Origin of the sequence: Burkholderia sp. 22088, from assembly GCF_052045915.1 — a bacterium.
GTDB lineage: Bacteria > Pseudomonadota > Gammaproteobacteria > Burkholderiales > Burkholderiaceae > Burkholderia > Burkholderia cepacia.
Genome location: NZ_JBQEPY010000006.1, coordinates 277,768 through 303,076, shown reverse-complemented (window position 1 = coordinate 303,076; position 25,309 = coordinate 277,768). Strand labels below are relative to the sequence as shown.

Here is a 25,309-nt window from a genome sequence, read left to right as displayed (position 1 = left end):
GGAAATAACAACATGGATTTGCTGCGCTTCCTGCTGCTCCTGCCGATTCGCGCGGCGGGCTTCGTCTGGTGGCTGCTCGGCTGCGCGCTGCGGCCGCTGGTCGGCGACGTGTCGTGGACGGCGCCCGCGTGGATGGGCATCACCGCCGCGGCCGTGCGCCGCCGCCCGTGGCACGCCGGCGGCATCGTGCTGCTCGCGGCCGCGCTCGGCTACGGCGGTTACTGGTTCAAGCATCGGCCGAAGCCGCCGGAGCCCGAGACCGTCACGTTCACCGTGAAGGCGCCGCCGATCACCACCTATGAGGTGGACGACAGCGACAAGCCGAAGATCACCGTGCATCCGCTCGACGTCGTGTTCTCGCAATCGGCCGCGCCGATCGAGCAGGTCGGCAAGCCGGCCGGAGAGGGCATCGAGATGACGCCCGCGCTCAAGGGCGCGTGGGCGTGGGTCGACGACAAGACGCTGCGTTTCACGCCGGCGGCCGACTGGCCGGTCGGCGCGCACGTCGAGGTGCGTTTCGCGGTGCACCGGGTGTTCGCGCCGCAGGTGACGATGCACGACGACCGCTTCGCGTTCGATGTGCCCGCGTTTGCCGCCACGTTCGGCAACAACGAGTTCTACCAGAATCCCGACAATCCGGCGGAGAAACAAGCGCTGCTGCAGCTGCGCTTCAACTATCCGGTCGATCCGGCCGAATTCGAGAAGCGCATCGGCCTCGTGCTGGTCGGCCGCGACGGCAAGAATGCGACGCCGCTGCGCTACACGGTCAACTACGACAAGATGAAGACGAGCGCGTGGGTGTATTCGCAGCCGCTCGAGATTCCGCGCGATCCGCTGGTCGCACGGCTCGACGTCGACAAGGGCGTGAAGAGCGCGCGCGGCGGCAACGGCACGCCCGACGTGCTGCATGCGGCGGTCGGCGTGCCGGGGCTATACAGCCTGTCGATCGACAACATCGCGCCGACGCTCGTCGACAACGAGCGCTACGAGCCCGAGCAGGTGCTCGTCGCGGAAGCGTCCGACGGCGTGCGCAGCGCCGACCTCGCGGCGCGCGCGAAGGCGTGGGTGCTGCCGAAGCGCAAGCCGGGCGTCGATCAGTCGGACGACGATCCGCCGTACGAATGGAACGTGGCCGACATCAGCGATGCGGTGCTGAAGCAGTCGAAGCCGCTGCCGCTCGAGGCGGTGCCCACCGAGAACGATTTCGCGACGCTGCAGAGCTTCAAGTACCACGCGACGCCGGGCGAGCGCGTCGTCGTGCGGTTCGAGGGCAACCTGAAGTCGGCCGGCGGCTACCTGCTCGGCGAGCCCGTGACGACCGCGTTCACGGTGCCGGACTATCCGAAGCTGCTGCGCTTCATGGCCGACGGTTCCCTGCTGTCGATGAGCGGCAGCAAGCGGTTGTCGGTCGTGTCGCGCAACCTGCCGGGGATGAAGGTCGAGATCGGCCGCGTGCTGCCCGACCAGCTCCAGCATCTCGTGAGCTTCAACAACGGCACGTACGCGCGGCCCGAGCTGTCGTATTCGTTCAGCGAGGATCACATCGTCGAGCGCTTCGTGCAGACGCGCGCATTCCCGGCCGGCGAACCCGGCAAGGCGCATTACGAAGGCATCGATCTCGGCCAGTACCTGAAGGGTGGCAAGCGCGGCGTGTTCCTGCTGCACCTGACGAAGTACGATCCGGCCGCCGAGAAGAAAAAGGCCGACGACGCGAAGGACGGCGATGCATCGTCCGGCGACGGCAGCCAGGATCAGTCCGACAACGCCGACTCGGGCGACAGCAGCGGAAACGACAACGACAGCGACAGCGCGCTCGGCGATACGCGCCTGATCGTCGTGACCGATCTCGGGATGCTGGTCAAGAAGGCGCTCGACGGCAGCCAGGACGTGTTCGTCCAGTCGATCCGCAATGGCCGTCCGGTTGCGGGCGCAACGGTATCGGTGCTCGCGGTGAACGGCCAGGCGCTGTTCACGCAGACGACGGGCGCCGACGGCATCGTGCATTTCCCGGCGTTCAAGGGGCTCGACCGCGAGAAGCGGCCGCAGCTGTACGTCGTGAAGAAGGACACCGACCTGTCGTTCCTGCCGGTGGCCGGCCGCGATCGTCAGCTCGACTTCTCGCGTTTCGACGTCGACGGCGAGCGCAATGCGACGGGCCAGGGGCAACTGTCCGCCTACCTGTTCTCGGATCGCGGCCTGTACCGGCCCGGCGATCCGTTCCACATCGGCCTGATCGTGCGTGCCGCGAGCTGGGCGCGCAGCCCGGCCGGCGTGCCGCTGCAGGCGGAGATCGTCGACCCGCGCGGGATCACGGTCGAGCGCAAGCCGGTGACGGTCGATGCGACGGGCTTCACCGAGCTCGGCTATACGACGGCCGAAACGGCGCCGACCGGCACGTGGACGGTCAACCTGTACATCGTCAAGGACGGCCAGCCCGGCGCGGAGCCGATCGGCAGCACGACGGTGCAGGTGAAGGAGTTCCTGCCGGACCGCATGAAGGTCGACGCGAAGCTGTCGCAGCAGGTCGTCGAAGGGTGGGTGAAGCCGAAGGGGCTGAAGGGCGTCGTCGACGCGCAGAACCTGTTCGGCACGCCGGCGGAGAAGCGTCGCGTCGCGGCGACGCTGACGCTGCGCCCGGTGTGGCCGTCGTTCCGCAGCTGGCAGGGTTATCACTTCTTCGACGCGCGCCGCGCGAAGGAGGGCTACACGACGACGCTGCAGGACGGCACGACCGACGAGCACGGCCATGCCGAATTCGACCTCGACCTCGACAAGTACGCGGATTCGACCTACCAGCTCTACTTCCAGGCGAAGGCCTATGAAGCGGAAGGCGGGCGCAACGTCGCCGCGAACGCGCAGACGCTCGTGTCGAACAACGACTGGCTCGTCGGCTACAAGTCCGTCGACGATCTCGGCTACGTGAAGCGCGGCAGCCCGCGCACGGTGCGGCTCGTCGCGATCGATCCGAACGCGAAGGCGATCGACGTGAAGGGCCTGCGCGCGCAGCTGGTCGAGGAGCGCTACGTGTCGGTGCTGACCAAGCAGGATTCCGGCGCATACAAATACGATTCGCGGCTGAAGGAGGTGCCCGTCGACGAGAAGCCGCTGACGATTCCGGCGGCCGGGCTCGACTTCACGCTGCGCACCGACAAGCCGGGCAGCTATGCGCTCGTGATCCGCGACGCGGACGGCGCCGCGGTGAACCGGATCGAGTATTCGGTCACGGGCGACGCGAACGTCACGCGTTCGCTCGACCGCAACGCGGAGCTGCAGGTGAGCCTCGCGAAGCACGACTACAAGCCGGGCGAGCAGGTCGAGATCGCGATCCGCGCGCCTTACGCGGGCAGCGGCCTGATCACGATCGAGCGCGACAAGGTGTATGCGCACGCATGGTTCCATGCGGACACGACGAGCTCGATCCAGCACATCACGGTGCCGGCCGGTTTCGAGGGTAACGGTTACATCAACGTGCAGTACATCCGCGATCCGTCGTCCGATGAAATCTTCATGAGCCCGCTGAGCTACGGCGTCGTGCCGTTCTCGGTGAACCTCGACGCGCGCCGCAACGCGCTGTCGGTCGACGCGCCGGCGCTCGTGAAACCCGGCGACACGGTGAATTTCACCGTGCATTCGGCGAAGCCCGCGAAGGTCGTCGTGTTCGCCGTCGACGAGGGCATCCTGCAAGTTGCGCGCTACAAGCTCGGCGATCCGCTGAAGTTCTTCTTCCGCAAGCGGATGCTCGAAGTCGGCACGTCGCAGATCCTCGACCTGATCCTGCCGGACTTCGAGAAGCTGATGGCGATGGCCGCGCCGGGCGGCGACGCCGACGATGCGATCGGCCGTCAGTTGAACCCGTTCAAGCGCAAGCGCGACAAGCCGGTCGTCTACTGGTCGGGGATCGTCGACGTGAACGGCGACACGCGCCTGAGCTACACCGTGCCCGACTATTTCAACGGCAAGCTGCGCGTGATGGCCGTGTCGGTGTCGCCGGACCTGGTCGGCACGTTCGAGGGCGCGACGACGGTGCGCGGCGACTTCGTGCTGTCGCCGAACGTGCCGACGACGCTCGCGCCGGGTGACGAGGCCGACGTCAGCGTCGGTGTCTCGAACAACCTGACGGGCGCCGGCAACCAGCCGGTGCCGGTCGCGGTCACGCTGAAGACGGGGCCGCAGTTGCAGGTGATCGGGCCGGCCACGCAGAACGTCGCGCTCGCGCCGCAGCACGAGGGCGTCGCGATGTTCCGCGTGAAGGCGACCGATACGCTCGGCTCGGGCGCGCTGTCGTTCGGTGCGCGCTACGGCGCGAAGGGCGCGCAGCAGCGCGTCGACGTGTCGGTGCGGCCGGCCGCCGCGTTCCGCACGCAGCTCGACATCGCGCGGCTCGACCCGGGCAAGAAGGCGAGCGTGCCGAACCTGCGGTCGATGTACGACGCGTATGCGTCGCGCGACGCGAGCATCTCGACCGCGCCGCTCGTGCTGTCCGAAGGGGTGGCGTCGTATCTCGTCAACTTCGAGCACTACTGCAGCGAGCAGATGGTGAGCGCGGCCGTGCCGCGCGTGTTCGCGGCGAAGTGGCTGTCGGTGCGCGCGCTGACGAGCGCGATGCATGCGACCGACGCCGGCGCCGACACGACGAACGCGGCGGCGATCGCGCAGTTCCTCGGCGTGCTGCGCGGCCGGCAGAACGCGCAGGGCGGGTTCGGCCTGTGGAGCGCGACGCCCGACGCCGATCCGTTCGTGTCCGCGTACGCGATGCACGTGCTGCTCGACGCGCGCGAGCGCGGCATCGCCGCGCCGAAGGACATGCTCGACGCGGGCAACCAGTATCTGCAGAAGCTCGCGGCGAACGATTCGCTCGGCTCGCTCGACCTGCTGCGCCAGCGCGCTTATGCGGTGTACTTGCTGACGCGCCAGGGCAACGTGACGACCAACAGCCTCGCGGCCGTGCAGAAGCGGCTGCAGGACGCGTATCCGAACGACTGGAAGAACGACCTCGCGGCCGCATGGCTTGCCGCGTCGTACCAGCTGCTGAAGCAGGACAAGGAGGCCGCGGCGCTGATCGCGGGCCCGCAGGCGCTGCTCGAGCGCAAGCGCGCGTCCGACGGCGGTTACGTGACCGGCTACTACCTCGATCCGTTGACGCGCGACGCGAGCGTGCTGTACCTGATCGCGAAGCACTTCCCGGAGCGCGTGCGCAAGCTGTCGCCGCGCGCGATGGACAACCTCGCCGCGCCGCTCGTCGACAACCGCTACAACACGCTGTCGTCGGCGATGACGATCCTCGCGCTCGATGCGTATGCGGCGTCGAGCGCGGGCCAGCTCGACCAGCTCGCGATCGACGAGGTGCGCGCGGGCGCCGCGCCGAAGGACGTGTCGTCGATCCAGGCGAACCTCGTGCGCTCGGGCACGTGGGCGGCCGGTGCGTCGCGCGTCGACTTCGTGAACGGCAGCACGCTGCCCGCGTGGTGGATCGCGAGCCAGTCGGGCTACGACCGCGGCACGTCGACGAAGGCGATCAGGAATGGCCTGGAGATCGTGCGCGACTACACCGACACGGACGGCAAGCCGCTCGGGAAGATCACGCTCGGCCAGGAGATCGACGTGCACCTGAAGATCCGCGCGACCGGCCCGGCGAACGTCGGCAACATCGCGATCGTCGACCTGCTGCCCGGCGGCTTCGATCCGGTGATCGCGCCGCCGCCCGTCGCCGACACGCAGGACGGCGACAGCGACGGCGGCGCGTCGGCGCCGGTGGCCGATGCGCCGTGGCGTTCGCCGATCGGCGTCAAGGGCTCCACGTGGCAGCCGCAGTTCGCGGACGTGCGCGAGGACCGCGTGGTGATCTACGGCACCGCGACGACCGACGTGCGCGAGTTCGTCTACCGGATCAAGGCGAGCAACGCGGGCCGCTTCGTCGCGCCGCCGGCTTACGGCGAGTCGATGTACGACCGCCGCGTGCAGGCACAGGCACCCGGCGGCACGGCGCTGACCGTGGAGCGCGTGCGATGACGGCGCGGCTGCAACGGCCGTGCCGGGTGCGCGGAGCGCCCGCGCGTGGCTGACGCCCCGGTGCTGCGGCGCGCGCTGCGCGGCGCCGGCCGCTGGCTGCATCGCTGGCAGAATTGGATCGCCGGCGCGCTGCTCGTATTCGGTGCGCTGGCCGCGTGCCGGCTGTGGCCGCATCCGCCGCTGCGCGACTGGAAGCCGTCGTCGGTCGCGGTGGTCGACGCACAGGGCCGCTTGTTGCGGCTCACGCTGGCGAAGGACGACCGCTACCGCCTGTGGGTGCCGCTCGACCGGATGTCGCCGCAGCTCGTCGAGGCCGTGATGCTGCACGAGGACCGCTGGTTCCGCTGGCATCCCGGCTTCAACCCGTACGGCCTCGCGCGCGGGGCGTGGATCACGTATGTGCGCGGCGGCAATCCGCAGGGCGGCTCGACGCTGACGATGCAGCTCGCGCGCTCGCTGTGGCGGCTGAACACGCGCACGCCGGCGGGCAAGCTCGAGCAGGTTGCGCGCGCGGTGCAGCTCGAACTCTTCTATTCGAAACGGCAGATCCTCGAAGCCTATCTGAACGATGCGCCCTACGGCCGCAACGTCGAAGGCGCGGGCACCGCGAGCGTCGTGTATTTCGACCGGATGCCCGATGCGCTGACGCTGCCCGAGGCGCTCGCGCTCGCGGTGATTCCGCAGGACCCGGCGCGGCGCGTGCGCGGCGGGCAGGACGAGATCAACCGTGCGCTGGCCGCGTCGCGCAACCGGCTGTATGCGCGCTGGCTGACGAAGCATCCGGGCGATGCGTCGCTCAAGCCGCTGTTCGCGTTGCCGCTGGCGATGCGGCCCTTGTCGGCCCTGCCTTTCGACGCGCCGCACGCGGTCGACCAGGCGCTCGCCGCACGCAGCGCGTGGCGCACGGCCTCGGGCGATGCACCGGACGACGGCGACGGCGGTGCGCGGCTCGTGACGACGCTCGATCTCGACCTGCAGCGCACGCTCGAACGGCAGATCGCGCGTTATGTCGCGCGCAACGACACGCGCGGCGTGCGCAATGCGGCGGCCATCCTCGTCGATACGCGCGACATGGGCGTGAAGGCGCTGGTCGGTTCCGCGAACTTCTTCGACCGCACGATCGACGGGCAGGTGAACGGCACGCTCGCGCGGCGCTCGCCGGGCTCGACCCTCAAGCCGTTCATCTACGCGCTCGGTTTCGACCAGGGCGTGCTGCATCCGCAAACGGTGCTGCGCGACGTGCCGACCGCGTTCGGCCCGTATGCGCCGGAGAATTTCGACGGGCATTTCCTCGGGCCGATCACCGCGACCGACGCGCTGAACCGCAGCCGCAACGTGCCGGCCGTGTGGGTCGCGTCGCAGCTCAAGTCACCCGACCTGTACCGGTTCCTGCAGGAAGCCGGCGTGCGCCGGCTCGCGAGCGCGCAGCACTACGGGCTCGCGCTCGTGCTCGGCGGCGGCGAAGTGACGATGCAGGATCTCGCGGGCCTCTACGCGATGCTCGCGAATCGCGGCGAATTCCGGCCGCTGCGGCTGCGCGCGGACGAACCGGCGCTGCCCGGCCGGCGCCTGTTGAGCGCGGAGGCGAGCTACATGACGATGGACATGCTGCGCCAGCATCTGCGCCCCGACGAAACGAGCGGCGCGCAGCCGTCGAGCGTGCCCGTCTACTGGAAGACCGGCACGTCATGGTCGTTCCGCGATGCGTGGACGGCCGGCGTGTTCGGCCCGTACGTGCTGGTCGTGTGGGTCGGCAATTTCGACAACTCGACCAATACGGCGTTCGTCGGCGTCGACGCGGCCGCCCCGCTGTTCTTCCAGGTCGTCGACGCATTGAATGCCGAGCGCACGCTCGTCGAGCCGCCGCGCGCGGTGCCGCCGCGCCTGAAGCGCGTGCGGATCTGCCTCGCGAGCGGCGACCTGCCGAACGAGTGGTGCCCGCAGCAGGGCTGGACATGGTTCATTCCGGGCACGTCGCCGATCCGCGTGAGCACCGTGCACCGGCCGGTCGTGATCGACGACGCGACGGGGAAGGCCGCGTGCCCGCCTTACGACGGCAAGCGCACGCATACGGAGATCTTCGAGTTCTGGCCGTCGGATCTGCAGCAGGTGTTCGCGCAGGCCGGCATTGCGCGCCGGCGGCCGCCGCAGAACGCGGAGTGCCGCGACGCGGGGCAGGTCGACGGCGATCCGCCGCGCATCACGTCGCCGCTGCGCGGCAGTACGTATGCGATGCGCGTGAAGAGTACGGAGGAGACGCGCATCGCGTTCAACGCGACGGCCGATGCGAGCGCGCATGCGCTGTACTGGTTCGTCAACGATGCGTTCGTCGGGCGCAGCGTGCCGGGCGATGCGCTGTTCTGGCAGCCGCGGACGGCCGGCAGCTATACGGTGCGCGTGGTCGACGATCACGGCCGCGGCGACCAGCGGCCGCTGGCGGTGGGGCTCGAACAGTAATGGACGACGGCCTGCCGGTGCAGGCCGGGACTCAGACGCTGTAGCCGATCCGCAGCACCCCCCATTGCCGTCCGCCGACGACGATGGGAGCGGAAACGTCCTTCATCAGCGCGAAGTTGCCGTTGCCCATGTCGCGCCGATAGGTCTGCAGCAGGAACGGCTTGGTATGCGACACGGAGGTGCGCGCCGTGCGGTCCGTGTAGATCCGGCGATTCCGGCAGTTCGCGGCGTTCCACGCGGCGTCCGCGCGCTGGGGCAGCGAGAATTTCCGGTTGTGGGTCGGCAGGTAGCACTGCCGGTCGAAGCTCGCGCAATAGACGATGCGCGCGTCGATCCCGAGCACCGGCTCCTGGATGGCCGGCAGCACGCGGTCGGTGAAGTCGGTGAAGCGCGTCATGAACTGCTGCGGATCGGTGCCGGGAATCGGCACGTAGTGCGCGTCGAAGAGCGCGTCGAGTGCGATCTCGCCGCGCCCGACCGCTTCCTCGAAGAGCTTGCTGATCGCGGCGGCCGTGTGCCGCGCGGTGTCGATCAGGCGCGTGTCGGGCGATTCGATGCCGGTCGCGGCCGTGAGTTCGATGAGCGTCTCGGAGACGGAGAGCAGGTTGCCGAGCCGGTCCTTGGCCTGCGAGAAGTTGTCGCTCGAATCCTCGACGCCGGATGCCATCTCGCCGACCTGTTCGTCGAGCCGGTGGCATTGCGTCTCGATTTCGTCCGTCAGCGACGCGATCTGCTCGGCCTCGCCGGCGAGCTCGGTGATCGCGTGCCCGGTCGCGTGCACGACCTCGCCGATCGTACGCGTGCCCTCGCGCACGCGATGCGCGCGGGCGGCGTTGTCGGTGCCTTCCGCGATCAGGTGTTCGGTCTGCTCGGCGAGGCGCGCGAGGGTCGTCTCGATCTGGGCCGTCGCCTGTCCGGTCTTCGCGGACAGGTTCTTGACCTCGGCCGCGACGACGGCGAAGCTGCGGCCCGAATCGCCGGCGCGTGCGGCCTCGATCGCGGCGTTCAGCGCGAGCAGGTGAGTCTGTCGCGCGATCACGGAGATCTCCTCGGACACGGCCCGTACATGATCGAGCGCGTCGCGCAGCGCACCCATCTGGTTGCCGATCGACGTGACGCCTTCGACGAGGCCGTGGATGTCGGCGAGCGACGCCTCGATCGTCTGTTGCGACTGGCGAACCGCGTTCGACGCATTCGCGCTCACGGCGCGCACCTGCTGCGCCGCTTCGGCAATCCGGTGGTTGCCGCGCAACGTGACGGCGGCCGATTCGCGCAGCGTGTGGCAGACCTCCGCCTGTCTGGCGACGCGGGCCGCGACTTCCTCGACGTGACCCGACACGTCGCAGATCTCGATGCCGAGCTTGCCGGCCTGCTCGGCGATGTCGCCGACGAGCGCGCGCGACGAACGGTGGCCGCGGCCGATTCCGAAGAAGTTCACGTTGCAGGGTCTCCTTGAAGGGACGCGTGCCTGGTCATCGGCGGATGCTGGGCGTGCGCTCCTGTCTTGACGGCAGCGAGGGCACGGACTTGAGGTCGGGTAAACATCGAGACCGGGATCGGGATGGCAGATCGTCCGGCCGGTGCCGCGCGTTGCCCGCCGTTCACGGTTTTTGCTGCTTTTTGCGGCGTTTGCGGCGGCCGTGTTCCGGTGCCGGGCCGGACGGGCGCACGCGGGCTGCCCGTCCGGCCGGACGCGTCGCGCCGCGTCAGAACACGTGGTGGATGCCGGCGTTGACGCCGACCGTCGTGCCCGGCAACCCGAACAGCGCGCCGCCCGTGATGCCGAGGCCCGTGTTCATCGCGCCATGGTTGTTGACGACACCGACCTGCGCGTACAGGCCCGTTCGCTTCGACAGGCTGTAGTCGGCGCCGATCGCGGCGAGCAGCGAATGATTGTGCGAATCGTTGCGATCGATCGTGTACCACGCGCCGGTGTTCAGGTCGAGGGTCGGCGTGACGCGATAGTCGAGGCCGGCGCTGTACACGTTGTTGCTGAACGAGCCGGCAACCTTGTAGCTCGTGAACGACGCCTTGCCGGTCACGGGCCCGAACGTGTAGGCGGTGCCGATCGTGCGGCCGACGAACGCGACCGTGCTCGATACCGGCGTCGGCGACGTGCCGCCGTTGCCGTCGTAGAGCGCCGCGTTGAGCATGAAGCCGCCATTCGCATACGTGAGGCTGCCGGAATACTGGCGTCCCGCCTGGAAGTCCCCGGCTTTTCCGCCGAAGCCGAACATCGCGCTGCCCGTGAGCCCGGCGATCGTCGGGCTCGTGTACGAAATCGCATTCGGGTTGAAGAGGCCGGTGACGAGCACGTTGTCGACGTACGGGATCAGCGCGGCGCCGAAGTGCGAAACGTTGCGCGGGTCCGATCCGAGCACCGCGAGCACGAACGGCGAGAACTGCAGGCCGACCTTCGTTTCGCCGAACCCGCCGTCGATCCCGACCCACGCCTGGCGGCCGAAGAAGTTGCCGTTCGAATGGCCGAACGCCCCGTCGGTGATGTTGAAGCCGCTCTCGAGCTTGAATTTCGCGTGCAGTCCGCCGCCGAGATCCTCGGTACCCGTCAAGCCGAAGTTGGTCGGCGTCATGCCGGTATCGGTCAGCGCGAACTGGCGGCCCGCATTGCCGCCGGTCGCCGAGTCGAGCGACCGGCTCGTGTAAAGCAACGCGGCGTCGAGGTCGCCGTACAGCGTGACGCTGCTCTGCGCGAAAACGCTCGTGCTCGCCGCCGCGCCGAGCAGCGCCGCGCAAATCGTCCGTGTCGTGATCTTCATCGTCTGTCTCCGTTTTGTTGAATGTTGTAATACGTATAGCTAATTAATATTGCGGCGGCGGAATCGACGCGTGCCGCCTGCAGGCCGTGCCGTCGGGGAACGCACGGCGGTGCTTCGCGAGTGCCGGAATGCGAGCGCATCCCGGCACCGCGACGAAGCGAAACGCTCCGCCCGGGCGGGCGGTGTTACAGCGAACGGTTCAGCTGGTCGAGGATGGCCGGGTTCTCGAGCGTGGACGTGTCCTGCGTGATCGCTTCACCCTTGGCGAGCGAACGCAGCAGGCGCCGCATGATCTTGCCCGAGCGCGTTTTCGGCAGGTTGTCGCCGAAGCGGATGTCCTTCGGCTTCGCGATCGGCCCGATCTGCTTGCCGACCCAGTCGCGCAGCGTCTTCGCGAGCGCCGCGGCCTCCTCGCCTTCCGGACGCGCACGCTTGAGCACCACGAACGCGACCACCGCCTCGCCCGTCGTGTCGTCAGGACGGCCCACCACGGCCGCCTCGGCCACCAGCTCGTGCGAGACCAGCGCCGATTCGATCTCCATCGTGCCGAGCCGGTGGCCCGACACGTTCAGCACGTCGTCGATCCGGCCCATGATCGTGAAGTAACCGGTGTCCTTGTCGCGCACGGTGCCGTCGCCGGCGAGATAGAGCGTGCCGCCGAGTTCCTCGGGGTAATAGCTCTTCTTGAAGCGCTCCGGATCGCCCCAGATCGTGCGGATCATCGCCGGCCACGGGCGCTTGACGACGAGAATGCCGCCTTGCCCGTTCGGCACGTCCTGGCCGGTTTCGTCGACCACCGCGGCCATGATGCCCGGCAGCGGCAGCGTGCACGAACCGGGCACGGTCGGCGTCGCGCCCGGCAGCGGCGTGATCATGTGGCCGCCCGTCTCGGTCTGCCACCACGTATCGACGATCGGGCAGCGCTCCTGGCCGACGTGCTTGTGATACCACATCCACGCTTCCGGATTGATCGGCTCGCCGACCGTGCCGATGATGCGCAGGCTCGACAGGTCGTAGCTCTTCGGATGCACCTTGTCGTCGGCTTCGGCGGCCTTGATCAGCGAACGGATCGCGGTCGGCGCGGTGTAGAACACGCTGACCTTGTGGTCGCCGATCATCTTCCAGAAGCGGCCGGCGTCCGGGTAGGTCGGCACGCCCTCGAACACGACCTGCGTGCCGCCGCAGGCGAGCGGGCCGTACGTGATGTACGTGTGGCCGGTGACCCAGCCGATGTCGGCCGTGCACCAGAACACGTCGGTGGGCTTCCAGTCGAAGGTCCACTTCATCGTCTGCGCGGCCCACAGCAGGTAGCCGCCGGTGCTGTGCTGCACGCCCTTGGGCTTGCCGGTCGAGCCCGACGTGTACAGGATGAACAGCGGATGCTCGGCGCTCACCCATTCCGGCTCGCAGGTGTCGGATTCGGCGGCCGTCAGTTCGTGCATCCACAGGTCGCGGTCGGCATGCCAGTCGATCTTGCCGCCGGTGCGGCGATAGACGATCACGCTCTTCACCGCTTCGCAGCCGCCCAGCGCGAGCGCCTCGTCGGCGATGCTCTTGAGCGGCAGCGTCTTGCCGCCGCGCGCCTGCTCGTCGGCCGTGATCAGCGCCGTCGCGCCGACGTCGACGAGCCGCTCGTTCAGCGACTTCGCGGAGAAACCTCCGAACACGACCGAGTGGGTCGCGCCGATGCGCGCGCAGGCCTGCATCGCGACGATGCCTTCGATCGACATCGGGATATAGATGACGACGCGGTCGCCCTTGCCGATGCCGCGCTTCTTCAGCGCATTCGCGAAACGCGACACGCGGGCGAGGAGATCCGCATAGGTGACGCGCGTGACGGTGCCGTCGTCGGCTTCGAAGATCACCGCGACGCGCTCGCCGTTGCCGGCTTCGACGTGACGGTCGAGGCAGTTGTACGACGCGTTGAGCTCGCCGTCGTCGAACCACTTGTAGAACGGCGCGTTGGACTCGTCGAGCACTTTCGTGAACGGCTTGTGCCACGCGAGGCCCTCGCGCGCGAGGCGCGACCAGAAGCCTTCGTAATCGCGCTCGGCCTCGGCGACGAGCGCCCGATAGGCCGGCATGCCGGAAATTGTCGCCGCCTGCTCGAGCGCCGCGGGCGGCGCAAACTGGCGGGTTTCGTGAAGAACCGATTCAATCGTGGACAAGCGTGTCTCCATGCGTTCTTGGGATGCAGGGCTGCTGTTCGGGAAAACGCAACATGCATGCCAGCATCAACGATCGATGCGCGCATTCGGCGGAAGTCGCGGCGCACCGTGCGCGTTTCGAGCGATCAGGTCGAACGGGCGACGAGGTTGATACCGTAAGTCCCAGCCGGCCGTTCATAAATGCAGCACATCGTGTTGCAGTCCTCAACAGGTGACGCGCGCCGGGGAAGGTGGTCGGCCGCCCGATCCGGAGCGCGGCGGGGCGACCTGGCGGCGTCAGGCGATCAGCGACCGAAGCGCCGGTGCGTGCCCGAACTGTCTGATCCGTTCGAGCGCCGACACCTCGATCTGGCGAACGCGTTCGGCGGACAGGTTCAGTTGCCGGCCGATCTCGCGCAGCGAATACTCGCTTTCGACGTCGATGCCGTACCTCAAGCGGAGAATCCACGCTTCACGTGCCGGCAGGCGGTCGATCAGCGCCGCAACCGCCGCGCGAAGCTGGCGGGCGCTCGCGGATTCTTCCGGGGTCGGCGCGGCGTGGTCGATCGCGACGTCGCACAACGTGAGGTCGTGATCGGGAGAAACGGGCAGGTTCGCGGAGATGGGCTCGCGCACGATATCCATCAGATCCCGCACCTTGTCGACCGGGATCCGCATCTGCGCCGAGAGCGTCGGGGCGCCGGCAACCTCGCCGGTTCGTTGCGCATGCGTTCGCGCAAGGCGGGCCAGCTTGTTGATCGCGTCGACCGTATGCGCGGGCACGCGGATCGTGCGGCCCTGATCGGCGATCGCATGCGTGATGGCCTGCCGGACCCACCAGGTCGCGTACGTCGCGAATTTGAAGCCGCGCCGGTGATCGTAGCGATCGACGGCCTTCATCAGGCCGAGATTGCCCTCCTGGATCAGGTCGAGAAACTGCAGGCCGCGATCGGGATAGCGCTTGGCGATCGACACGACGAGCCGCAGATTGCTCTGGAACAGCTTCGTTCTCGCGGGCTGCATCGCGCGCTCGATACGCGACAGTCGCGCGTCGATCGCGATCGCGATGTCGAGCGGCAGGCTCGACTCGCCGGCGAGGCCGGCGAGCGCGGTGCGTGCTTCGATCAGCGCCGGCGCGCGGCAGGCGAGGGCGGCGGTACAGCCGGCATGCGCGGCGATGCAGTCGGTCATCCATGCGCGCACGTCGTCGCACGGCATGAAGAGGTCGCGGCGCGGCGAATCGGTGCGGATGCCCGATTCGGCCAGAATGTCGACGATGCGCTGTTCGAACTTGCGTGCTTGCGTTGCACGGTCGCGAATCGCGCGGCCGATGCGCTCGATCGCACGCGCGGTGAAGCGGATCCTGCCGGTCGACGCGACGGCCTCGCGAAGCAGCGCCCGGTAACCGGCCGACGCGAAACCGCCGGTGCGCAATGCGTGCTGCATCCCGGCGGCCAGCGCGCCGGCGCGGTCGAGCGATGCGACGACGCTGTCGCGCCATGCGGGGCTGTCCGGCGCGCGGTCCGTGTCGTCCTCCCCCTCCGGTGATTCCATGGCCGAATCAGGCGCCGTTGCGTTGCCGGGCGATTCCCCGGGCAAAGTCGCGGGCGCTTCATCAGGCGATTCGGCGTCGCCGACGAACCCCGTCACGTAGACCGATGCCGCCACCTTGCCGGCGCGGATGTCGCCGGCGATCGACGCGACGGCGTCGAGCGCAGCCGGGTCGCGGCTCAATGCGTCGATGCACGCCGCGCGGCCGCTTTCCAGATGAAGCGCGAGCGCGATCTCTTCTTCGCGGTCGAGCAGCGGTGTCGCGCTCATTTCGCGCAGGTAGATGCGGACGGGATCGCTTGTGCGGGCCGCGAGCAGATCGGCGGTCGCGAGCGGGGCCGGCGCGTCGGCGAGCGGCGACGTCGTGTCCGTCACTCGCGCGAAATGACGATCGAGCGTCCATGCGCTTCGCGAGTCGACGTGCTCGCGTACCTCGATTCCCCATTCGCCGAGCATCGACGCGGCGGCGTCGAAATCCGCGCCGTCCGCGGCATCGTCGGGCAGCGCGTCGACGATTTCACCGCGCGTCACGTAGCCGCGACCGATGCCCAGCGCGACCAGCGCATTCAAACGGTCCGTGCGCTCCGCATTCGCGCCGCCGCGCGGCACGCCGTCGTGTTCGCGCCCGCGCCCGGGATCAAGCAAGCTTTGCATAGACGTTGCACCAGCCTTCGGCGGCAACCGCCTTGCCGCCGAACATCGGACACGTGCCGGAGGATTCGCCGGCGACGGCCTTGTAGAAGCGGCAGTTCGAGCACGTCTGGCCGGCCTGGTACTTCGGGAACTTGCCGGCATCGACGGTCGTCGCCTTCGCGCGGTAGCCGAGCGTCTTCGCGGCCGCGTCGTTTTCGTCGACGAGCGGCGCTGCCGCGAATGCGCTGGTTCCGGCTGCGAGTGCGGCACACAGGCCGGCGGTCTGAACGATGAAGGTTCTGCGAGTGCGGGAGATCATGTCGTTTTCCTGAATAAAAAACCGGCCCGCGCGCCGGGATGGCTTCCCGGCGCGGCGGTCGATCGAAGCGAAGGGAGAAAAAAGCGTTATTTGCGCGGGCCGGCGACGAGCGGCGCCTTCGACGAGGTGGCGACATCGGCGGTCAGCTTGCTCTTCGACGCGTCATAACCGTTCGAATAGAGCAGGAACGCCATCAGGTCCTCGTATTCCTGCGCCGTCATCTTGCCGGGGCGATCGGCCGGCATGTTGTTCGACATGTACTGGAAGATGCCGCCGACCGTGATGTGCGACTTGCCCTCGGGCGCGAAGGATTCCCCGCTCAGCGCGGGGGCGGTATTGCCCTCGAGCTGGTCGCCGTGGCATTTCGCGCAGGCATCGGTATAGAGCTTCTTGCCGTGCTGTGCCTGCGCATTGTCGAACGACGGCACGCCGTTTTCGTCATTCGCCGAGACCTTGATGAAGCCGCCCGTCGCGGGTGTTCCGCCGGCGAGCAGCACGCCGGTGCGCGAGTGCCCGGCCGACGCGACCGCGCCGTCGAGGAAGCGGCCGCGCGACGGCATATTGGCCGCTTGAGCGATGTTTTCCGGCAGGTTCCAGCCGCGTGTGAGCGCGGCGATCCGGCCGTTGGCATTCAGCCGCGACAACGCCGCGTCGATGCGCTGCCGCAGCGCGTCCCGATCGGGGCCGAACGCGAACGCGAGCTGCCAGTCCGAGTACGGCGACGCCGTGGCCGCGATCCGGAACGGCTGGCCGGGATGCGCACGCCGGTACGCCACGACGCTCGGATACCAGACGATCGCGCGTTGTGCGCGACCGGTCGCGAGCGCGTCGATGGTCTGCTCGGACGTGTTCTCGAGATCGAAGCGGGCGTTCGTCGCCTGTGCCGCGATCAGTTGCGACGGGCTCGAGTACGTGGCCGCGATCGTTTCCTTGCCGGTGGACGATGCATGCGCGTCGCGCAGCGTCACGCTGACGTAGCTGGAGCGCAGATACCCCTGCGAGAAACTCATCCGGGCATTCGATGCATCGGCGATCGCCGAGCGCGGGAAGCCGGCGATCATGTCGCAGTCGCGTTCGAGCGATTGCTTCAGTTCGGCGGCGGAGATGCCGTCGTCGCCGCCGTCGTCGTCCACGCCGCGCCGGTTGAACGAGGCGGCGATACCGGCGGTTCGCAGCACTTCACGTGCGACCGACATGTCGAGGGCGGCGGTCGGGCTGCCCGGCAGCGTGCAGACGCGCACGCCGCCGGCCGCGGCGGACATCGGGGTCAGCGCCACGCCCGCGGCGAGCAGACTGGCGAGGGTTAGGGGAGCGAGTCGAGTTTTCATGGTCGTGCATTCCGGTTGAAACAGTGGGGGCGTCGCGCCCGGATCGGGCGCATGCCGGGCGCGACGCGCGTTCAGTCGAGCGCGAATACGTAGAGCGTGCCGCCGCGCGGAACGTCTTTCGCGACGTCGGCCATCGGGCCGCCCCAGATCGGGTTCGCGCCGCCGTATCCGGCGAGCACCGCGACATATTCCTTGCCGTCGACCTCGAACACCGACGGCTGCGCGATGATGCCGCTCGCGAGCTGCGGGCTCTCCCACAGCACCTTGCCGGTCGCCGTGTCGAAGGCATACAGGTGGCCGTCGAGCGAGCCGCTGAACGCAAGACCGCTCGCGGTGGTCGCGACGCCGCCGTTCCACGGCTTCTTCGACCAGTGGCCCCACAGTTTCTTGCCGGTGTTCACGTCGATGGCCTGCAGTTCGCCATAACCCTGGCTGCCCGGTTCAGGCTTGATCTCGAAGCCTTCCCCGAGATACGGCAGGCCTTCCATGTAGCTGACCGACTTGCCTGACAGGCTCATGCACGCGTGAAGGGAAGGTACGACCGCGATGTGGCGCGCGGGGTCGTACGACACCGACCACCAGTTCTTGCCGCCGAGGAAGCTCGGGCACGTGTCGATCGTCGTGCCGGCCTTCGGGAACTTCGACGGGTCCGCGATGGGCTTGCCGTCGGCCGTGTAGCCGGTGACCGACGTTGCCGTGACGAACGGCTCCGCGTAGATCAGCTTGCCGGTCGTGCGATCGATCGCATGGAAGAAGCCGTTGCGGTCGGCGTGAATGATCGCGTCGTAGTCCTTGCCTTTGTACTTGATGTCCGCGAGGATCGGCGTGTTGACGCCGTCGTAGTCCCACGTGTCGTTGCTCGTGTACTGGTAGTGCCACTTCAGGTTGCCGTTCTTCGGATCGAGCGCGAGCAGCGAGTCGGAATACAGGTTGTCGCCGGGACGCAGCGCCGCGAGCCACGGGCCGGGGTTGCCGACGCCCCAGTACAGCGTGCGGCTTGCCGCGTCGTACGTGCCCGTCAGCCAGGCGGCGCCGCCGCCGTGCGCCTGCATCCCGTCGGGCCAGGTGTCCGCGCCTTTTTCGCCGGGGCTCGGGATCGTGTAGCGCTTCCAGACCAGCGAGCCGTCTTCGGGGTTCAGCGCGGCGATGTACCCGCGAATCCCGTATTCGCCGCCGGAGGTGCCGACGATGATCGAGCCGTCCAGCGCGAGCGGCGCGAGCGAGAACGCATAGCCGAGGCCGGGCTCGAACATCTGCTTCTTCCAGACGAGATTGCCCGTCTGCGCGTCGAGCGCCACGACCTCGCCGCTCAGCATCGCGACGTAGACGTTCTTGCCGTACAGCGCGACGCCACGGTTGACGACGTCGCAGCATGCGGTCTTGAACGATGCCGCGCCAAGCTTCGGTTCGTATTTCCACAGCTGCTTGCCGCTCTTCGCATCGAATGCGTAGACGTTGTCCTTCGGCGTGGTCACGAACAGGTAGTTGCCGTTGATGATCGGCGTGGCTTCGAAGCCCTGCTTCAGCTCGGCGGGGAACTTGTAGGCCCACACCTGCTTGAGTTCCTTCGCGTTCGACGCGTCGATCTGCTTGAGCGGCGAATGCGACTGGCCGTCGTAGGTGCGGTAGTAGGTCAGCCAGCCCGGATCGGTATGCGCATCGGTCAGCCGCTGGTAGGTCACGGCCGGGTAGTCCGCGGCCGCTTCGACGAGGCCGGGGTTCAGCGCGATGGCCGCTGCCGCCGCGATGCCGATCGTCGCCAGCCGGCTCGCTGAAGCCGAGAGTTTCTTCATGGTTGTCTCCTGAGTCATTGTGGTCGCACCGCCGCGAACGGTTCGTCGCGCCGGCACGGTGGGGATTCCGGGCCGAGTGCGCAGCCGTTCACGCAAGTCGCATGCCATCGCGGCGCGAAGCCGGTGTGACGCGGCACACGGGCGCATCGTGCGTCGTGCGGCGTCGGACGCGTCGCGCGCACGTGTCAACGAAGGTGTTGCATTCAGGTACACCCCCGTGCGCGCAGTGTTGCCAAACATGACAGGTGGCGCGGCATCCGTGACAGGTGGAGCGCCGCCCGCGCCGGTGTCACGCATGCCGTGCGCGGCGACGCGCGCGGGCGTCGTGCCGACGCGGCTGGCACGGTTCTCGCACGCTGCTTCGCGACAACAGCACGCCGCGCGGTGCGGGGCACACCACGGCGAAATACAAGCATGGAGACGAATGAAATGATCAGGAGGCCAAAGGCAGCCGGAAAGGGCGGCGTGATGCGACGCGCGCGTCGCGCGCGGCACGGTGGCGTGATGCGTGGCGCGCTTCTCGGGCCGGCCCTCGGCGCCATCGCGCTGTTCGGCCTGTCGACGGGCGGCGCGCGTGCGCAGCAGCCTGCGGACGGCACGGCCGCGACGGGCGGCGCCGTGCCGCCGGCCGCCGTCGCGCCGCAAGCGCCGGCCGTCACATTGCCGACGGTGGTGGTCGTCGGCACGACGCCGCTGCTCGGGATCGGTACGCCGCTGCAGAAGGTGCCGGCAAACGTGCAGACGGTACGCGCGGCGGAACTCGATGCGCAGCACCGCGCGACGCTTGCCGACTTCTTCGCCGCGAACCTGCAGAGCGTGACGATCTCGGAGGCGCAGGGCAATCCGTACCAGACGGACGTCAATTATCGCGGCTTCACCGCATCGCCGCTGCTCGGTACGCCGCAGGGGCTGTCGGTGTTCGTCGACGGCGTGCGCGTGAACGAGCCGTTCGGCGACGTCGTGAACTGGGACATCCTGCCGACGCAGGCAATCGACCGGATGCAATTGATACCGGGCTCCAACCCGGTGTACGGACGCAATACGCTCGGCGGCGCACTGGCGATCACGACGAAGAACGGCAAGTCGAACCCGGGCGGCGAAGCCGAGGTGTCGGGCGGCTCGTGGGGCCGCAAGACGGCCGCCATCGAGCAGGGCGGCACGATCGGCTCGAACCTCGACTACTACGCGACGGCGAACGTCGCGAACGACGGCGGCTGGGCCGACCACAATGCGAGCCGCGTGCGGCAGGCGTTCGGCAAGCTGCGCTACACGGATTCGGACACGACGCTGTCGATTTCCGCAGGCGGCGCCGACAACGCGCTGTACGGCACCCAGACGATCCCGCGCTCGTTCCTCGACAACCGGAAGCAGGCGTACACCTATCCCGACCTGAACCGCAACAGCGCCGGCTACCTGACGCTGTCGGGCGATCGTTTCTTCGGCGAGCACGTCGAGCTGAGCGGCAATGCGTATTATCGGCACCTGCGCAACACCAACATCAGCAGCAACAACAATACCGATTACGGATCGGTCGGCGACGACGGCACGGTCGACACGGTGCAGGGCACCAACGCGCAGTCGACGATCGTGACCGACAGCTACGGTGGCAGCCTGCAGCTCACGCTGCTCGGCAAGCTCGGCGGGATGGCGAACCAGCTGATCGCGGGCGTGGCGGCGGATGTCGCGACCTCGAGCTACGTCGCATCGTCGCAGGACGCGTATTTCACCGACACGCGCGCGGCGATCGGCGTAGGCGATTTCGTGCAGCAGACCCGCGCGAAGACGCGCAATGCGAACCTCGGCGTGTACCTGAGCGATGCACTGTCGCTGACGCCGCACTGGACGTTGACGGTGTCGGGCCGCTACGACTGGTCGAAGGCGCAGATCGGCGACGAGAGCGGCGTGCAGCCGCTGCTCGACGGCAACCATACGTTCTCCCGGTTCAACCCGGCGCTCGGGCTCAACTGGAACCCGGTCGCGGGCTTCACCGCCTATGCGACGTACAACGAAGGGATGCGCTCGCCGACCGCGATCGAACTCGCATGCGCGGACCCGGCCGCGCCGTGCTCGCTGCCGAACGACTTCATCGCGGACCCGGCGCTCAAGCCGGTGATCTCGAAGACGTTCGAAGCCGGCATGCGCGGCCGCATCGGCGCCGCGACGACCTGGAGCGCCGCAGCCTACCGCACGACGCTGACCGACGACATCCAGTTCATCAGCAGTCCGGCAAGCGCGCAGGGTTATTTCCGCAACGTCGGCGATACGCGGCGGCAAGGCATCGAACTCGCGGGCCGCACGCGGTTCGGCCCGCTCGGTGTCGGGCTTTCGTACAGCTATGTCGATGCGACCTACCGGTCGTCGTGGACCGAGCACAGCCCGGCGAATTCGGCGGCCGATGCGAACGGCAACGTGGCCGTCAAGCAAGGCGACCATATCCCGGGTATTCCCGCGCACACGGTGAAGCTCCGGCTCGATTACGCGGCGACGCCCAGGTGGGATATCGGCGCGAACGTCACGTGGCGCAGCGGCGTGTATGCGCGCGGCGACGAGAACAACCAGGACGTGAACGGCAGGATTTCAGGCTACGTGCTCGTCGATCTCGACATGCGTTACCGGATCACGAAGCGCTTCGAAGTCTTCGCGAGCGTGACGAACCTGTTCGACAAGCGCTATGCGAGCTTCGGCGTGCTGGGCCAGAACTTCTTCAACGGGCCGAATCACACGTTCGACGGTGCGAATCCGGTCAACGAGCAGTTCGTCGGACCGGGCGCGCCGCGCGGTGCGTGGGTCGGCGTGCGCTACGCGTGGGATTGAGCTATGCCCGGCTGCGTGCATTGCTGCGTCGCAGCCCGAGCGGCGCTTAAGATGTGCGCGACGGGCCCGGTCGGGCGAGCGGTGCCGCCGCGAACATCGCGGCCACGGCGCGGGCGATGCTGCGTGCCAATGCCGGGTCGCTTGCGAGGTGCCCGGCGCTCACGTGTTCGATCGCGGCCGCGGGCACGGCACGCGCGAGGCGGGTGACGTTGGCGGCCGGGCAGACGGGATCGTGCATCCCGTGCGCGGCGAACAGCGGCACGCCGGCCTGCGCCGCCCGGCGCGCGAGCGCGAGCACGCGGCGCTCGCCGAGCCAGCAGTCGTGTCGCAGGTAATGCGCCTGGATCCGGTACTTGTCGATCAGCCGGGCGACGGTCTTGTGCGAGCGGATCGCATCCGCGGGTGAGCGGCGCGGGTTCGGCGATGCGAGGATGGCGTTCTCGTACGCGTGCCACGCAAGCGCCACCGCTCGCTGCCGGGCCGCGCTCGCGCCGGGTTGCAGCCGCCGCGCGCAGCACGACAGCAGGCGATCCGGCTGGCTGCAGCCGGCCGCCGCGTACAGGCGTCGCCATTCGCGGGGCGCGCGCGTTCGCGACGTCGTGAACAACCGGCGGACTTCGCGTCGCGACGTCAGGAACAGCCCGCGCAGCACGACGCCGGTGACTCGTGCGGGATGTGTGCCCGCGTATGCAAGTGCGAGCGCCGCGCCCCACGAGCCGCCGACGACGCCCCAGCGCGCGATGCCGAGCTGCGCGCGCACCGCTTCGAGATCGTCGATCAGCCGCGCGGTGTCGTTGTGGCGTGTGCCGCCGCGTGGTGCCGACGCGCCCGCGCCGCGCTGGTCGACGAGCACGACGCGCATCCGCGTCAGGTCGAACAGCCGCAGGATGCCGGCCTGGCTGCCGCTGCCGGGCCCGCCGTGCAGCACCACGACCGGATGGCCGTGCGCCGCGCCGGCGACGGAGAACGCGATCGATTGCGCGTCGCGGTGCAAGCGTCCGCGAACGGGCGCGGCGGGCGTGGACGGTGACGCCGGCGACGCGGGTCGGGATCGGGATAGGGTGCGAATCTGGGCAGGCATCGTGTCGAATCGGTTCGGGGAATCGGGGCAATCGTCACGCGGCCGCACGGGTGTCCGGGCGACCACTGTATTTGATCCACGACAAAGCCAGAAACGCGCCAGCCGCAAAGATCGGGATTCGCACGGGTAGTCACGCATCGGGCAGACGCGGTATCACGAAGACCGGCACCGTCCGGTGCCCCGACCTGCCCGGCGGAGCCGGATCGTGTCTTGCAATCTGCTTTCGATTGGGGCCGTGCCCCTCGCGTGGCCCGATGCTTGCTTGCAATGACGGCAAAGAGTCCGGCAACTGACCGGAAGATCCCCGGAGGAGACAATGCGCGATGACGTAGAGCAGGCGGCCGGATCGCGGGCCGCGCATTCCGCCGGCTGGCCCGCGCCGTCGATCCAGAAAGCCCATGAGCGGTCCGAGACGTTCGGCCTGCAGGTCTCGGCACGCCCCGACTACGACGTGCTGTCGAGCGCGGCGCTGGTGCTCAAGCGCGAGCAGAGCCGCGTGCTGTGCGCGCATGCGATGCCGGTGATGGAGACGCTGCACGAGCAGATCGTCAACACGCAGAGCATGATCGTGCTGACCGATGCGCAGGGGTTGATCCTGCATTCGATCGGCGACGACGATTTCCTGCGCCGCGCGGAGAAGGTCGCGCTGCGCCCGGGCGCGAACTGGGCGGAGGACCGGCAGGGCACCAACGCGATCGGTACGGCGCTCGCCGAGCTGTGCCCGATGGTCGTTCACGGCGACCAGCACTTCCTCGCTGCGAACCGCTTCCTCACCTGTTCGAGCGTGCCGATCCTCGATCCGTACGGCGACGCGATCGGTGTGCTCGACGTGACCGGCGACCACCGCAGCTACCACCAGCACACGATGGCGCTCGCGAAGATGTCGGTGCAGATGATCGAGAATCACCTGTTTACGACGACCTTTCAGGAGACGTTGCAGGTGTCGTTCCATGGCCGCCCCGAGTTCCTCGGCACGCTGATGGAGGGGATCGTCGCGTTCACCGCCGACGGCCGTTTCCTGTCGGCCAATCGCAGTGCGCAGTTCCAGCTCGGCATGCCGCTCGCCGCGCTGCGTGCGCATACGCTGTCGTCGCTGTTCGACGTCACGAGCGCACAGTTGATCGACCGCATGCGCGCGAGCACCGACCGGCACCTGATGCTGAACCTCGGCACCGGCGCGGTGGTCTGCGCGCGCGTGCATTTCCGGCGCGCGACGCTCGCCGAAGGCAGCCGGCCGACGGACGTTCACGACGCGGGTGCGCCGGCCGCGCGCGCGAACGCGGTGCCCGCGCCGGCGGCCGGCACGTCGGCCGGCCTGTCGCGGCTCAACTACCTCGACACCGGCGATCCGCAGGTTGGATGCGTGATCGCGAAGGTGCGCAAGGTGATCGGCAAGGACATCCCGATCCTGATCACCGGCGAGACCGGTACCGGCAAGGAGCTGCTCGCGCAGGCGATCCACAACGACTCGCCGCGGCGCGATGCGCCGTTCGTCGCGGTCAACTGCGCGTCGATTCCGGAGACGCTGATCGAGTCCGAGCTGTTCGGCTACGAAGAGGGCGCATTCACCGGCGCGCGCCGCAAGGGCTCGATCGGCAAGCTGCTGCAGGCGAACGGCGGCACGCTGTTTCTCGACGAGATCGGCGACATGCCGTATCCGCTGCAGGTGCGGCTGCTTCGCGTGCTGCAGGAGCGCCTCGTCAACCCGCTCGGATCGACGAAGACGATCGCCGTGGACATCGCGATCATCTGCGCGACGCACCGCGACTTGCGCGACATGATTGCGCAGAACCGCTTTCGCGAGGATCTGTACTACCGGCTGAACGGCCTCGTGGTGCGCCTGCCGCCGCTGCGCGATCGCACGGATCTCGCGGTGGTCGTGCAGAAGATGCTGCAACGGGAGGCCTACGCGGGCCCGGGCCGGCCGCCGCTGTCCGTCGCGCCGGACGTGATGGCGCTGTTCGTGCGCTGCGCGTGGCCCGGCAACTTCCGCCAGCTCGGCAACCTGCTGCGCACGGCGGCGGCGATGGTCGACGACGACGGCGAGATCCGGCGCGAGCACCTGCCGGACGATTTCTTCGACGACCTGCGCCGCGACGATACCCGGGCCGAGCCGGCCGCGCACGATCCGTCCGCCGCGGCATGGCCCGCGGACGCGCTCCCGGCGGGCGATGCGCGGTTGCAGGATGTCGCCGCGTCCGCGATTGCCGCTGCGCTGGCGCGCCACGGCGGCAACGTGTCCGCGGCGGCGCGCGCGCTCGGCGTGTCGCGCAACACGATCTACCGGAAAATGCCGGCCGCCGACCCGCAGCGCCAGCCGTCCGACGAAAGCTGACGCGCGCCACGGGTTCGCGGCCGCGCGGCCTGTCACAGCCGGTGTGTCAAGTTGCAACACCGGTG

General features: G+C 68.6%; 12 protein-coding genes. 4 read left to right on the top strand and 8 right to left on the bottom strand.

Going from position 1 to position 25,309, the window contains the following annotated elements:
• Window positions 1-12: 12 nt before the first annotated feature.
• Window positions 13-6,009 carry an MG2 domain-containing protein gene (locus ACTJLD_RS14115; RefSeq protein ID WP_440659070.1) on the top strand — a complete coding sequence of 1,999 codons (5,997 nt, stop codon included), beginning with the start codon at window positions 13-15 and terminating at the stop codon, window positions 6,007-6,009.
• A gap of 45 nt (window positions 6,010-6,054) precedes the next feature.
• A complete protein-coding gene (gene pbpC, locus ACTJLD_RS14110; RefSeq protein WP_440659068.1) occupies window positions 6,055-8,466 on the top strand; it encodes a penicillin-binding protein 1C in 2,412 nt (803 codons plus the stop codon).
• Between the two features lie 31 nt (window positions 8,467-8,497).
• Here the strand turns inward: pbpC and ACTJLD_RS14105 are convergent, their stop codons facing one another.
• The 7 genes from ACTJLD_RS14105 to ACTJLD_RS14075 form a co-directional block, all read right to left on the bottom strand.
• The gene (locus tag ACTJLD_RS14105) at window positions 8,498-9,904 is read right to left on the bottom strand and encodes a methyl-accepting chemotaxis protein (protein ID WP_060174265.1); all 1,407 of its coding nucleotides are present in this window, start codon (window positions 9,902-9,904) and stop codon (window positions 8,498-8,500) included.
• 268 nt (window positions 9,905-10,172) lie between these two features.
• Entirely contained in the window at window positions 10,173-11,243 is a 1,071-nt protein-coding gene (locus tag ACTJLD_RS14100) for a porin (protein WP_440659067.1), read from the bottom strand.
• Window positions 11,244-11,428: 185 nt separating this feature from the next.
• Window positions 11,429-13,411: an acetate--CoA ligase gene (gene acs, locus ACTJLD_RS14095; protein ID WP_440659065.1), complete on the bottom strand. Its 1,983-nt coding sequence runs from the start codon at window positions 13,409-13,411 to the stop codon at window positions 11,429-11,431.
• A 276-nt stretch (window positions 13,412-13,687) separates the two neighbouring features.
• Window positions 13,688-15,595, bottom strand: a complete 1,908-nt coding sequence (locus ACTJLD_RS14090) for a sigma-70 family RNA polymerase sigma factor (protein WP_440659063.1) — start codon at window positions 15,593-15,595, stop codon at window positions 13,688-13,690.
• Window positions 15,579-15,893 (bottom strand): high-potential iron-sulfur protein, encoded by a 315-nt coding sequence (locus ACTJLD_RS14085; protein WP_059698511.1) that lies wholly within the window; start codon window positions 15,891-15,893, stop codon window positions 15,579-15,581. Before ACTJLD_RS14085 ends, ACTJLD_RS14090 begins: the two co-directional genes overlap by 17 nt.
• Before the next feature lie 86 nt (window positions 15,894-15,979).
• Window positions 15,980-17,221 (bottom strand): c-type cytochrome, encoded by a 1,242-nt coding sequence (locus ACTJLD_RS14080; protein WP_440659062.1) that lies wholly within the window; start codon window positions 17,219-17,221, stop codon window positions 15,980-15,982.
• Window positions 17,222-17,292: 71 nt separating this feature from the next.
• Window positions 17,293-19,014, bottom strand: a complete 1,722-nt coding sequence (locus tag ACTJLD_RS14075; RefSeq protein WP_301826143.1) for a methanol/ethanol family PQQ-dependent dehydrogenase — start codon at window positions 19,012-19,014, stop codon at window positions 17,293-17,295.
• A gap of 429 nt (window positions 19,015-19,443) precedes the next feature.
• On the opposite strand from ACTJLD_RS14075, the gene ACTJLD_RS14070 reads away from it, so the two are divergent.
• Entirely contained in the window at window positions 19,444-21,828 is a 2,385-nt protein-coding gene (locus ACTJLD_RS14070; protein ID WP_440659060.1) for a TonB-dependent receptor, read from the top strand.
• 46 nt (window positions 21,829-21,874) lie between these two features.
• Here the strand turns inward: ACTJLD_RS14070 and ACTJLD_RS14065 are convergent, their stop codons facing one another.
• On the bottom strand, window positions 21,875-22,909 hold the full coding sequence (locus ACTJLD_RS14065; RefSeq protein WP_440659059.1) for an alpha/beta fold hydrolase: 1,035 nt from the start codon (window positions 22,907-22,909) through the stop codon (window positions 21,875-21,877).
• A gap of 316 nt (window positions 22,910-23,225) precedes the next feature.
• Between ACTJLD_RS14065 and ACTJLD_RS14060 the strand changes: the two genes are divergently transcribed.
• Window positions 23,226-25,244, top strand: coding sequence for a sigma-54-dependent Fis family transcriptional regulator (locus tag ACTJLD_RS14060; RefSeq protein ID WP_027790657.1), 2,019 nt, complete (start codon window positions 23,226-23,228; stop codon window positions 25,242-25,244).
• Window positions 25,245-25,309: the final 65 nt, after the last annotated feature.